The 13,550-nt window shown below is 60.9% G+C and carries 7 protein-coding genes; 1 reads left to right on the top strand and 6 read right to left on the bottom strand.

The features are described from left to right. The first annotated feature begins 45 nt into the window (after nucleotides 1–45). The gene (locus tag NA11_RS38930) at nucleotides 46–618 is read left to right on the top strand and encodes a ferredoxin (RefSeq protein ID WP_245746527.1); all 573 of its coding nucleotides are present in this window, start codon (nucleotides 46–48) and stop codon (nucleotides 616–618) included. A gap of 543 nt (nucleotides 619–1,161) precedes the next feature. Here the strand turns inward: NA11_RS38930 and NA11_RS38925 are convergent. The 6 genes from NA11_RS38925 to NA11_RS38900 form a co-directional block, all read right to left on the bottom strand. Beyond that, on the bottom strand, nucleotides 1,162–1,485 hold the full coding sequence (locus NA11_RS38925) for a hypothetical protein (protein WP_069167111.1): 324 nt from the start codon (nucleotides 1,483–1,485) through the stop codon (nucleotides 1,162–1,164). Nucleotides 1,486–1,876: 391 nt separating this feature from the next. Further along, complete coding sequence (locus NA11_RS38920; protein ID WP_245746526.1) at nucleotides 1,877–2,581, bottom strand: lysozyme family protein; 705 nt, start codon at nucleotides 2,579–2,581, stop codon at nucleotides 1,877–1,879. A 116-nt stretch (nucleotides 2,582–2,697) separates the two neighbouring features. Beyond that, nucleotides 2,698–3,738 (bottom strand): hypothetical protein, encoded by a 1,041-nt coding sequence (locus NA11_RS45290; protein WP_141718092.1) that lies wholly within the window; start codon nucleotides 3,736–3,738, stop codon nucleotides 2,698–2,700. 717 nt (nucleotides 3,739–4,455) lie between these two features. Beyond that, nucleotides 4,456–4,938, bottom strand: coding sequence for a hypothetical protein (locus NA11_RS38915; RefSeq protein WP_069167110.1), 483 nt, complete (start codon nucleotides 4,936–4,938; stop codon nucleotides 4,456–4,458). A 107-nt stretch (nucleotides 4,939–5,045) separates the two neighbouring features. Beyond that, nucleotides 5,046–11,519, bottom strand: coding sequence for a PA14 domain-containing protein (locus NA11_RS38910; RefSeq protein ID WP_141718091.1), 6,474 nt, complete (start codon nucleotides 11,517–11,519; stop codon nucleotides 5,046–5,048). A 1,217-nt stretch (nucleotides 11,520–12,736) separates the two neighbouring features. Beyond that, on the bottom strand, nucleotides 12,737–13,312 hold the full coding sequence (locus NA11_RS38900; RefSeq protein ID WP_141718090.1) for a hypothetical protein: 576 nt from the start codon (nucleotides 13,310–13,312) through the stop codon (nucleotides 12,737–12,739). Between the last annotated feature and the right edge of the window lie 238 nt (nucleotides 13,313–13,550).

Here is a 13,550-nt window from a genome sequence, read left to right as displayed (position 1 = left end):
TCGCCTCTCGAGCGAGCCCTACTCAGTTTCGCTACTCTCGCGGGCGTGTACTGGAACCCGCTCCCAACCGTCACGGCCTCGGCCGGTTTGTCCAGGTCCAACTATGAGAATCAACGCCTCGGATCCCCGGGAGATTATCTACGCGGAGAGTGGGCCAATAAGGACTGGCGCAACGTGCCAGGCCCGTTCTATGGCGCCGGAACCGACAATTGCTGGACAGGCAGATTGATCGCCCCCGAGCACGTGATCTACGAGGACGACTTCGGTGCCGAAGTCGTCTACCGCCAACCGCGCGACCCTCACGAAGTACAGCTGTTGCTGAGCGCTGCCTACGACGACCCCTTCGGCGGTTACGCCTGCGACGGGGACGAGCACTGGACCCTGTCGAAGGTCCGGGAGTGGTGGGCCGACCGGAACCGTCTGCTCGCCTGGATCGAGAGCGCGAAACAAGAATGGTCCGCCGGCACCAGCCCCGAAGATAGCGATGCAGCGGCCGGACTCCGCGATTACGCAGCCTACGCGGCCAATGGCCTGGAAACCGATCTACGCGAGTACGGATTCTGGCTCGAGCACCGTCGCGTGGCAGCACCGGCTGAAGCTCTGCCTGACCTTGTGTAACTCCAACAGCAACAGCTTCAGCGGCACCTCGGCTGAGCCGGTATGTCGCCGGACCTCCGTCGAGCCTGGATCCTGAGGCTGCGCAAGGTCGGCGGCACCACAACCGGAAAGGGCCCGGCAACACCGGGCCCTCTTACCGCATTCTCTCGACCGGAGAATGCTTCACCACGCTCAACCGCACCGTGCGGTCGAGCATCCAACTCCCCTGACCCAGCCGATACGAGTGAACCGGCGGATAGTTCACATCGCAGGCCAGAAGCCCCTCAACTACCCACTCCGCCAAGCCCTCTAGCGGCGCCACACGACGCGCACTCCGGGCCCACCTTCACCTTGCTCCCCGCGGAGCTACTCCACCTGCGGACGAACGCCGAGCCACAAGATCCGCACGTCGCATCGCCGACATCTCATTCACACATCTGCCGCCCGTCACCGACGGGCACACACCCTTCACCAAAGAGTCGACAACCGGTTCCCGGCTAGACGTCGAAACCACCCGAACAGACTCAGCGGGAAGCTAATTCGAACACCGGCGGACCACAGGGCCTACAACTTCGGGCAGCCGACAGCCGTCGGATTGGTGACGCACATGGCAGCACTACCCGTCCCCGCGCTACCGGTTCCCGCGCTTCCCGTCGACGGCAGAGTGCCCGCAACGTCGCCGTTGCCGACCTTGATGCTGAACGACGAACCAGAGCCGCCGCTACCGCTCACGATCGAATCGAGCACGCCACCAAGGATGCTCGCCGAGCCAGTGCGCGCGACCGGCTCCACAGCTGCCACCTCGGCGGCCGAAGCTGCGCCCGCCGCTGCCAGCATCACACCAGATGCCGCCACCAGCACAGCGCCGACCGCACGAAACTTCGTCATCGAATTTCTCCTCATCCCGAATACAACTCGCCACCCAAATGGTCCCCACCGAATGGGTGGCGGCCCAGTCATCCAAGCTGCGGCGACGAATTTCTAACATATCTTCCCGGAGCTGACAAATAAGAGAGAAGCTGAACATTGCAACAGTAATTGCACGCACACCGAATAGACCGTTCCCGCATTTCAGGAAAGGGATACTCTCTATATGCTTGCGCCACTTGACATCTAGGCATACATGCGGCACCTGATCGCTTCTCCCGGCAACAAATCTGAGCGATTCGAGCGACTACACGTCGATCGCACCCAGGATTTCCCGAATCAGCGCCAAGTGTTCATGACCAGAAACTAGCGGCATCGATTTATTGGCTCGCTGACGTGTTCAGCTGACGTGCTATGCGGTATAGCTGGTTGCTGCAGTGTGAATCTGCCTCACATAGGTGTCGGAGTGGTTGTAAGCGAAGATGGCCTTTCTCCAGCCGCGGGCGGTGGACAGATCACCACCGGACGCGCACAGATACCGCCCGGCCGCCAACGCTGCGTCATCGATGTTGTCCGGATTGCCCGTAAGTTCCTGCGGCACTGCGGGTTTAGCTTTGGAGAGCGCGCTCGACAGGGTCTTGTAGTCGGTGTCGGCGCGCACGCCCCACCGCTTCCAAGTGTCCGGGATGAACTGGAACGGGCCTGCCGCGGTCGCGTACACAGTGTGCCCGGCACGTGCCGAGGCGTCGGGATCGATGATGCGAGCGTTGCCGTTGGTGCCGTCGAGCGCAACACCCCGGATGGGTGGTTTCACCTGTCCGTCGACGCCGATCTTTGCACCTCGATGCCGACCGTGATCGCTTTCTACACGCGCGATCCCAGCAAGCGTGGTCCACCCGAGGTGACATCCTGGTTGGGTTTTCCCCAGAACCACCGCCGCGTACCCATAGGCCTGCAGCGCGCGAGCCGGAATCCCGTACTTACTTGCTCGTCGTTGCGCCCAGTCCTGCAACGGCGCCGCCTGCCGATCGGCCGCGACGAGCTGGATCGCGGGCACCGGCTCACCGGCACCAGGCGCAGCGCCGACACCTCGGTCGGGCCCGCCACTGCATCCCACCACTGAAACCGTCACTGCGGCAACCGATACCAGCAAGCCAGCACGGACCACTTGCCGACCACCAGCACCGGGTGTGTATCTGCCGTTCACGGTCCCTCGACACTCATATCCACGGCCTACTTGCATGGACGGGCTGTGGTCGTCGTGGTGGTCGGCTTCTTCGACGTCGACACCGGTGCTGTCGTGGTCCGTTGCGTTGCTGTCGCCGCTGGTGGACGTTTGGTCGTCGTCGATGGCGTCGTTGTCTTCGGGGTGGTAGTTGCTGTCGGGCACCCAGTCGGCTTCGGAGACAAGGTTTTCGACGGCGGTGTCGTCGTCGCGGGAACGACCACAGTGACCGTGGATGGCCGCGGCGCTGTCGTTTCGGCCGGGACCACCACCGTGACAGTGGACGGCCTACCATCCCAACCCGTCCCCGGCCGCTGAGTCGGCTGCACCGAGATACCGCCCTCGATCGAAACATTGGGCCACGGGTTCACCGTCCGGGTATCGGTGACAGTGGTCGACGGGCTGGTCTCGGTCGCAGTAGCAGTCTCGGTCGTGACCGGATCACCGCCACCCGTCTCGATCGGAGCCGTATCAGTCACTGTCACCGTGGCCGGAGTCATCGGTTGCGCAATGTCACCGCCCTCAATGCTCGGTTCCTCCCCCAGCGGCGGAGGCACATCAACCGGCGTCTCCGACACCGCACTCGTCTCACTCACCGTCGACTGAGTGGTGGCACCGAGCTGCCCCTGCAGCAACCCGGTGATGTCATCGAAACTCTGCGTCGCCGACGTATCCGATTCCGCCGCAGTATCACTCACCGCATCAGAAGACTTCGGCTTCGCACCCACCACGACCAAAACCGCGATCACCACGACCAGCGTGACCGCCGCCGCGACAGCATAGGGAAGGTGCCGACGCACATCACCTGACCCGACACCCTCACGCAGACGCTGCCATCTCCGCCGCAGCGGCGACATCCCCTCAAGGTTGTCAGAGGAATCATCTTCTGCCGCATCCGTTTTCGACGCGTCTGCCGCATCGAAGGCATCGCCGCTCAGGACTTGCTCCCCGATCGAGGCGTCCTCGTCGTAGACGCCATCGGGCCGAGCAATAACCTCGGTCAACTCGGGATCTTGATGGTCTGGCTTGTTGTTGTCGGGTGGTCGCACTAGGTGTTGCTTTCTTGTCGGTGACCCGTCGCCGCGCAGGCTTGTGACCCGCGCGGCGAACCAGTCATGCGCCCATATAGGGCATGTACTACAACGACGAAATATCCAGTCTGAGTTACGAATTCACGGGAACCGCACCAGCACCCCTCAGGACCCAGTCACCGCCCCACGAATAACCCGCCCCAGAACGCCCCCAGCGCGCTCCGCCGAACCACTACCCTCTTCCGCCCCACGCTCCTGCCACCCGGTATTCACCGAACCCGACGACCCGGTAGTCGACGACCCCGTCACACCCGGCCCCGAAAACGAGGACCCACTCCCCACCCGACCCGACTCATCCGACCCCTGATCAATCGACTCGACAGACGCTGTACTCACAGCAACCAGAACAGGCTGCGCAACCGCAACCCCGGGCAACGCGAGCGCCCCCAGCAACGTACCGGCCACAATTGCCGACGAAACTACATTGAACTTAACCATCGAAAACACCAAACCCTTCACACCTAACTCAGCGCAACAACGCCGGGAACATCCTCATCTACAAACTGGAAACAATGCGACGAGCCACGCATTTCCAAAACCCCATCATCAAAAACCTAACAGATCCGACTCGCTACAGATTTCAACCGAGCCCCTCTCGGACATTCATTACCTCCAGAGTCAGTTGTCTAATAGCCTTGAAATTACCTGCACTGAGGACTAATCCGCGATTTAACACTATTGAAACCGCTCCGTAGTAGTTCGAGAAACGGAATCAAAATGATCTCTCAACAGCAGAACAAATCCTTCTCCGTCATATGCTCCAACTATCACCGCGGGGAATTCATCAGAATCAGGGAAGCAATGGTCAGCATCGGATCGCACCCACGACCTAGCCGCTGCCCCCTGCAGCACAAAAGCATTGTAGAGGAACGTCGGATCATGAGCCATTAATGCATCTTCAACAGTCGCCACGGTCTCGCCGATCGCACAGATGGCGAATATTTCATCCCCTTTGACGATCGTCTCGAATCTATCGATCGAACCCTGAGGATCGCTGAGGCGCCTCATGGGGAGCTCGACAATCAGTAAGGAACCAGCGAACCGGTCGACAATAAATTCGGCCAGTTCACTAACCACCGCTCGACCAAGGCCACCGTATTTGAAGTGCAGGACGCCCTCGTCCGAGGCACCTCCAGGAACCATCGCTATCGCCTGCATCCCATCAATCTGCGCTAACGCCGCGCGGGAAGGTGTCAGTCCATATCGGAGGTGCTCCGCAGCATACTCATAACCCGGTATTCCGACTGCAACTAGTCGGGCACTCATCATTTCAGCACCATCGATCCATCGGGGTAGACTCGATACACGGTTTTATCGGGGCTAGTATAATCCCAGTGTGGCCCGATGGGGTCAGGGTGATGCAAATCCGGGTGCCAACTTTCCCTTGTATCCGGGTTATACCATGCGCCCTTTTCCCCGCCAGGTGAGTCCGGCCCGCGCCAAACCCAACCCGCTCCTGGGGACTTACTGCCGTCTGTCCAACTAGGCACCGGCGCCGACGGTTTGTGGCTTGGGACTGCAGGCCCCGAATTACCGGGATTCGGCGGCGTGAGCGGTGTTGGGCTTGTCGCTGGTGGTGGCGCGCTCGGCTTGTCGTTCTGACTCGGGAAAACGTTGATGTCCGGCGGGGTGATCGGGTGCGTGTAAAGCCAGTACCCTGCGTAGCCCGCCCCTAGAATTCCGAGAGGAATAAGGCACATCGGGCAATTGCCGGTGAGGTCGAGGGAGTTGACGGGGTCGCCGTTGACGTAGTCGTAGTTGTTGGCTGATCCTCCGGGTACAGGGTCGGTTTGCAGGAATCGACCCAGGATGGGTAGGTAGGTGCGGGCTCCCATTTCGAGGGCTTGCTGGCTGGCGACGTGTTCGATGGGGACGGTGTGCTGGCCTAGCCAGCCGAAGTCCATGCCGCCTTCAGCGGTGGCTGGGATCGGGATGTCGCCGAACGCGCCGGTGGCCGGGTCGATGTTCTGGCCGTAGGGGTCGTAGAGGTGGACCGTACCGGTACGCGTGCCGGTGCCGTCTGCGGTGAACAGGATGTCGCCGTGGATGTTGGGGTAGGACCAGTTGGTGATGTTGTTCTGGCTGTAGTTCTTGGTGAGTAGGGCACCGCCGGGGAGCTTTAGTATCCGCTGGCGCAGGTTGCCGGATCTGTCGAGGACGAAGTCGGGGCCACCGGAGTCGGAGGTGAACCCGTAACGGGTTACCTGTGCGGGTTTGTCGTTGTCTTTCACCGTCCGCGTCGTGATGCGGTCGATGACGTCGCGGTTGTAAGTAACCGATTGTCCGGCGGCGGTTTTGGTGGTTACGTGTCGGCGGGTGGAGTCGTAGCCGAGGGTGTCGGTGCCGATCTTGGTCGTGTTGCCGTATTTGTCGTAGGTGAATGTGAGGTCGGTTGCTCCGTTGGTGGACAGCAACCGGTCGGCGTCGTCGTAGCAGTAGTTGGTGGTGGTAGGGGCTGCGCCGTTGAAGCTGTCGGTGAAGGCGGTGCGGTTGGTGTTCAACCCTGCCTTCTTGTTGGGTCCGCAGCCGTTGTCACCGTCGAAGCGGTAGGTGAGCTGGTGGTGTGGCACGGTGGCCGCGGTGAGGCGACCGACACCGTCGTAGGTGTAGGCGTAGTTGTAGTCGGTGCCTCCGTTGGCGGTGTCGGTGATGCGCTCGTCGGTGATGCGCTGGTCACGGGAGCGGATTACCGCGCTGGTGACGGTGGAATCGGGCACCTTCCAGTTCAAGGCAGCTAGCCAGCCCGCATCGTTGTAGGTGATATCGAGGTTGGATCGGTTGCCGTAGGCGACGCTTTGCAGAACCCCCGCGTTGTAGCCAGGGGCGGCAACGGTGGCCCCGTCCAAATCCAGGCGAGTCAGACGAAACGCGTCGTCCCAGGAGTAGTTCAGAGTCGAGGTGACATCCTTGATCTTGGTGGTCTCATTGGTTTTTCGTCCGGCACGGTCGTATCCGATCAGGGTGGCGACGTTGTTGGCGTCGGTGTAGGACACAGTCCGGCCGAGCAGGTCGACCACCTTGGTTGACGATCCACTGTCGTCGCCGATTTTGAGTTTCAGCGGATTGCCGCCGACGGCGTAGTCGTATGTGCTGGTGCGGGCAGGCTGGTCGCCCATCGCAGGGTGCGAGGTTTTGGCGATTCGGCCGCGGGTGTCGTAGCTGCGGCACGACCAGGGCTCGTTGTTGGTCCGCATGGCGACGACACGTCCTGCGACGCTGTATACCGTCTCGATTGTGTTGGCTGAGCCGTCCGAGTTCTTTACCCCGCGAACAAGTTTGACTCTGCCGCCTTGACTGACGGCGGGGGAGTTCGCCTCGCATGGGTTTGTGCGAGTTTCGTTGTCCCTGTAATAGACCGAAGTTCCTTGCCTATCGGGGTTGGTGATGTCACCGGCAGGCAACGCAGCGGCCAGTTGGCGCAGGAATCCTTGGCCGGGTTGCTCGAACACCGTGCGGGTGGTCAGGTTGAGCCCGCCTGGGTCGCCGGTCTTGGCGACCTTCAGCCCGAAAACGGGATCGATCCCGTTGTCCAGGTCGGAGTATCCGGTCGTGATCGTCTTCGATGGTGCGCGTTCGACGTCACCACCGGAAGTGTTCTCGGTGACAAGGTTGGTTTCGAGCCCGTAGCGCGGTGCCAGGTTCTGACCTGGAACAGTCACTGCGCTACCCGAACCTGGTGGTGTCCAGGTGAAGTCGAGTGCACCGGTGGTTCCGCTGCGGTTGTAGTAGTCGATCCGGACGCGATGCCAGCTACCAGCGTTGGTGTTGGTGTAGGCGCCGGAGACAGCGGTGGCTGCTTTGTCGGTCCAGTTGTCGACGATCAAGAGGTCATCGATCCACAGCCGAACACCGTCGACGACGGTGAACCCGAGCTTGTACTCACCAGCCGCGGGAAACTTGACCTCGCCCATGAACCGGCCCGACCAACCACCGTTGTTCGCGATCGGCGGCGTCGACGCCCAGTTGCGTTTCAGGCTGGCGTCAGGGGTGCCGACACCAGTGCCCCACTCCTTCGGAACACCTGCCAGGAACGGGTTGTCGTAGAACGCGGCCTCGAGCCCATTCAGGTTCTCGTCGTACCCCTTTCGGGTGTGCGGCATCGTCGAAGCACACTCAGTCTTTGGCAATTGCCCGTTGAAACACTCAGACGGGGCCGGGCCATACTGGTCGGTCAGCCGGTCCGCGTGGTCATACAGCATCGTTGTGCGTCGACCGGTCGTGTCGATGCTCGCGGTCAGCTTGTCTTTGGCGTTCCATTCGGTGCGGACGGTGTCTCCGACAGCGTCGGTCGAGGTGAGTTGACGTCCGGCAGCGTCCCAAGTCACGGCGCGGATGTTTGTTGTGTTGAGTCCGCCGACACTGAACGACGCTTTTTTGTTGGCGACGTCGTACCGATAGGTGCGAGTCAGCCGGTAACCCATGTCGCTGCCGTCCCATTTGGGTGCAGTGACCTGGACCGCCCGCGAATGAGCAGGCTTGTTGAAATCGCCTTCGTCGTAGAACCCGTCGTACTCGATTAGCCAGCGTTCGGCATTCAAATTGTAGGAAGGCAGCGTGGCCCGCCAGTCCACAGCCAGACTGTCCCGAACCTCGTTCAGCGGCCCTACCATGTCGAGGGCCTTCTGCTTCTTCTCGGTGTCGTTGCCTGCCTGGTCGTAGAAGTACTTGGCGGTCGAGAGGTCGAGGTAGCTGTAGTCCCGGATTTCAGCACCAGGGTTTTCGATCCGGGTGAGGGCACCTACGGTGTACCAGAGCCGGGTTTCGGTGCCGTCCCAGTACTTGATCCGGCACAGCTTCTGCGCCGGAGCCGAGTACGCCCCCGGCGGCAAAGCTGTTCCGCCATAGCATTTGTCGCTGTTGTCGGTGTTGTAGTACAGGGTGTGCGACCGGCCTGAAACCGGGTCTTTTATCTTGGTCAGCCGCGCGGGGCTGCCGCCGTAAAGGTATTGCAACGAGGCTGGCTTCTTGGCATCGGACACCTTGGAGACCGCGGCAAGGGTGCCATCGACGTTGAAGATCGACACCACACCGTTCTTGGTGACCGAAATCCTGCCACCGGCATCGACAGCAAGCACACCGTCGCTGTCCTTGGGTGGGGTGTATCCACCGGCAGAGGCCTTGGCCCAACCGTGTTTTCCACCTGCGGTGTCGGTGAGCACCACCGACCCGTCGAGCATCTCGGCCGCGACGTACTCACTGCCCATCAGCCCCAAAGTCCATCCGCCCGGCAGCGGTGAAGGATCCTGTGCGAACAACCAGTCAGTCGGCACGATCTTTGGTGCGATGTTGTGGGAGCGGTTGGTGCCGGCACCGGTGGTGCTTTTGGCCCACAACACCATTCGCGGCTTTTCGGTCGTGTGGTGATACAGCTCGACCTTGATCGGCACCCGCTGCCCGGCGGTCAACGCGACATCGGTGTTCTTCTTGGCAGTGGCCTTGTTGAACTCGTCACCGACCGCGGCAGCGTTCGGATTGTCGTAGACGGGCTTGTTATCGATCCAGATCTTCGCACCGTCGATATGGGAGCCCGCGAAGCTGAAGTCACCGGTCGCTGGAGCCTGGAAGTAGCCTTCCCACCGCACGACGAACCACTGTTTGTCCAGCGCGGCAGGCACTGGATCTTCCTTCCACGGATGCGTATCCGCAGTACCGCTCCAGGGACTGCGATAGTCCAAGTTCACCTGCGGCTCATTGCGTACCATCACCGGCGTCGCATCCGCGGCACCGTCATGATCGGCGTCGTTGAAATACGACCCTCGAATACCGTGGCCCTCGCCGCCTTGACGCGAGTTGTAGGAGAACGTCACACCCGCAGAACCACCGAGCGCCTCGAACACCGGGCCAGCCGCCTCGGTCTTCAGGTTGCCGTTGAACATGTTGACCGTGACCGGACCCAGCTGGTCGCTCGGCGCGGGTCCCGGTTGCCCGATGCGCTTGTTCAGCGTGAAGTGCCCGACCCAGTTCGACAGCGTCGGGGTCGAACCACCCGCAGGCACCGTGCCCACAGTCCAGGAGTACTTCGCGCCGTCATTGAGCACAAACTGCGGGACAGTCCACTTCGGATCTTTCAGACACCCCGAATCGATCACGCTGCCCGAGCGGCCGTCGAAACCGGTGGAGATCTTGAAGCAGTACTTGACGCCCTCCCCTGCAGAGCTGACCTGCAGCGTCGGCGTGTCGTTCGAGATCGTCGAGTCCTCGGCCGGAGCAACGAGTTTCACCTGCGGACCGGGATTCGGTTCAGGGTCCGGGTTGGTGCCACCGCCGGTGTAGTCGACGATCAACGCCGCTTGCAGCTGCTTGAAGGAATTGGTGTCGGTTTCGGTGCCGCCCAACATGAACCAGGTGTTCTTGTCGGTAGCCTTCGCGCGCTCACCGATGAACTTGGCTAGTTCCGGTGTGGTGAGCGAACCGGATTCACCGACGCTGGCCGAGGCCAACTCGGGACCGCGCGCGTCGAACCCCAGCGGCGTCTTGGCCTGATACAGGGTGATCTTCGATGCGGGCTTCATATCCGCCACCGGCGCGAGCAACTTCAGATCCATGCGGGCACCGGTGATGTCCTTGCCCGCTAGCGCAGCCAGGTCGTAGCGGATCGCTGTGCGCCAGAACTTGTTCTTGCGACGGGATTTCTCGTTGCCGGTGCGGATGCCGCAGTCGTCGTCGGCGGTGCATGGTTCCTCGCCCTGCTGGTAGGCGATCGCCTCGGCTTGCTGGCCGAAACCGAACGTGTAGGTCGGGTCGACCACCACCGGGAACTTGCGGGCGGAGTCGGTCAACCACTTCTTGTCGACCGCCACCGTGAGCTGCCACGCTTCACCCTCACGAGCGAGGGTGTAGGTGCCATCGGTACGGGCCGCGGGCTTGCTGTCCTTGTCGCTGCCTGCCGAATCCCAGACCTCGATCTTCGGCAACGCCGCAACGACTTTGCCAGCTTTGTCGGTGATTTTGACGGTCTTGCCGTCCGTCTTCGGCGTGAGCGCACCGGTGTTCAGCTTGAACACCCAGCGGCCTTCGCCCACTGCGGCAGCAGACTTCAGAACGATCGACTCTTTGAGAGCACCCGCGGACACCTCATAGGTCACATCCGTGTTCGGCAGCGCGTTCTCGTACTTCGCGGTCGAACCAGCGACCTTGCGGCCGACCTTGGCAGCACCCTTCAACTCGAGGGTGACCGGCGTGCCGTTCTGGTTGACCTTGAACAGATTCGGGTCATTGGCGAACTCGGCGAGTTCGATCGGCACACCAGTACGTGCCGCGGTGACCCGCTTGGAATCCTTCTGCTCCACCAGCCGGGTGTCGATCGGATCCCAACCACCACCACTGTTGCGCACACTGACCGGCACCTGCGAAAGCACCAGCGTCTTGGTGCCATTCGCGTTGGTGAACTCCACCGAATCCTCGGTACGCGCCGACTCCTTCGACGACTTCGGATCGAAACCACTCTTCGGAGCAGCAGCTGCCGCACCACCACCTGCCAGCAACGGAGTGAAATCCGCCTCCGGCGCCGACTGCTTAGTAGTAAGGGAAGGCTTTGCTTTGGCCTTCGACATAATCAGCGGAAGATCCCGCGGATTCTTACCTTTCGGCGCCGCAGCAGCCTCCGGCGAAACAACCACCTGCACCAACGTGGCGATCAACGCGGCGACCAAGAAGGCCGACCACGACACCACCTTCAACCGATACCAACTGGCAGGGAACCAACGCGCGAACGCGTCGCCCTGACGGCGAAACCTCATCACACTCCACAGCAACTGAGCCCATCCCCTTGATGGGCATCCCCAAAATCGGGCGGAAGCGTAACAACACGACAAAGCACTTCCAGACAGAACCAGTTGAACGCGAACCAGTTGAACTGTTAAACAGATCACAGCAGGACATTACGAAGCATGACGGCAGTGGCACGCCACTTGACGCTTTTCAAATATGTTGCCACCCAACCGATCTCGCGAAGTGTGCCGAGATGGAAAAGGTTAGCAATCCTCAATACTTGAGAAAGATCGCTGCTGCACAGCCCATTTGGACACCCCGCGCCGGAAGATCCCGAACAGGCAATACGACCCTGTCGCCAAACCCGTTATCCCTCAGTCAATACTGAGGCCATCTAGTCGAGACCGCACGACGTCGCGTGACGCCGACGTTCCTTCGAGATCCATCGACAGCCGGGCACTCTCACACGGTCGAACCCACGCGGCACGGCAATCGAGAGATCCACCCTTGACTACCGCCAACAGGCACCGAAACCCTCTGCGCAAGTTGGCATCTAACGACCTTCTCGACTTAGCAAGCCGCTCAGCCCGCAGCGGCCGAGAAGCCCCCATCCCACATGTTGGTCAAACCATGACGATTTGCTCAGCTTGCTCTCAGCTTTAACTCAGATTCGATCCCACACCGGCTCCTCCAGGCGCATATCTCCACATCCCGGCTACGAGTAGCGGTAATCCGCTGCAACACAATGCATTACCGAACAGCCCATCCTCGATTCCACCGCGCCGATACACACCTGCAAGGGCAACACCCTCTGATGCCGACGACTCGGCATCAACGCCACCACCGTGTCGGCTCGCCAAAAAATCATGAGATAGATCACTCTTAAGCTGCTCTTTTGTTCACTTAATCCATGCTTAACACCTCCGCATGCGACCAGCGACAGACTCGTCTGGAAGCCCCGAGTCCCTCAGTCCAAGAAGGACGAAACCGCTTCTAGGACAGGGGATTCCCACACCGGGGTTCGACACAGACTTCAATCATTTGCTCGCCGACCAACTACGAGTGTTGGATCGGCGATCACCCAAGGATGCTGACCTTCCTGGTCAACCGGATGCGTACGCCACCGAGGAGCATGCCGAGCGACTCAATAGCGAAAGCCAGTGCAGATGCACATATTTCAAGGACTTGCTTGTGCGTAGCGCCAGCGAGACCCCGATAAACGACTTGTCGGGTAAGCAGCGTTAGTTCAGAGAATCAGCAATATCAATATGACCACTCCGATCAGGGCAGCCGCCACGACGACCCCTGTCGAGGCACTCCTCTTCCGGTCATGACCGACCGAGCTCGCGGGTGTCACATAGCCGCCGACGGTGTTCCCGGTTTGGCCGAATCGCGCCAGTGCGCGACGAACTCGATCCCCATACGAGGGAAAGGCGTAGTAACCGCAGCGGCATGCGTGCCATCCGTCGTATGCACGATTTTTGTCGTACTGGTGGTCCCACGCTCCGGGATCGAAGGAGCTGATAGTCAATCTGTCGAGGGTGATTCGCGGACCTTTGATGTAGGTGCGTTCGCGCTTACCCTCGTGCAGGGTGCCGTCAGTTCCGAGAATCATCAAGTCCCAATGACTGCAGGCCTCATAATCTTCGTCGGAGTCCAGGGTCCCTTCTTCATCGATAACCCAGCCGGTGACGCCTTGCTCCGCGATCCGCGGGCGGACATCCCCGCGTCGCGCCGCCGCTGCTTCACCCGCGAGCCGTGCGATCTCCTGCATTGCCGATGGGGTGATACTCGCTCTATATGCGTCGGCGTCGTAAGCCATCGTCCGCTCGATTCGAATCCAGGAGGTGCTTCGACTGCTTCGCAGGAGGCACCCCACATGCTGCGCATCCTCGTGCTGGACAAAGATTCAGCTCCCACGCTGAACGACCTCTCGAACAGCTTCGCAGCCTTGCCATCTCACGTCTGTCCGCTGAACGCTCGACAGTCGAAACAGCGCTGAACGCACGTGATCGTGGAAGCAGAACCGGGGCGACGCCACCAAGCACTGCAGCAAGCTT

Source organism: Nocardia altamirensis NBRC 108246, from assembly GCF_001612685.1.
GTDB lineage: Bacteria > Actinomycetota > Actinomycetes > Mycobacteriales > Mycobacteriaceae > Nocardia > Nocardia altamirensis.
This window is presented reverse-complemented; position numbering and strand designations above follow the sequence as displayed.

What these genes read in the sequence shown, in the direction of transcription:
- NA11_RS38925 (WP_069167111.1), bottom strand. Translation starts at nt 1,485, where the DNA reads ATGACGAAGTTTCGTGCGGTCGGCGCTGTGCTGGTGGCGGCATCTGGT.
- NA11_RS38900 (WP_141718090.1), bottom strand. Translation starts at nt 13,312, where the DNA reads ATGGCTTACGACGCCGACGCATATAGAGCGAGTATCACCCCATCGGCA.
- NA11_RS38910 (WP_141718091.1), bottom strand. Translation starts at nt 11,519, where the DNA reads ATGAGGTTTCGCCGTCAGGGCGACGCGTTCGCGCGTTGGTTCCCTGCC.
- NA11_RS38915 (WP_069167110.1), bottom strand. Translation starts at nt 4,938, where the DNA reads ATGCAGGCGATAGCGATGGTTCCTGGAGGTGCCTCGGACGAGGGCGTC.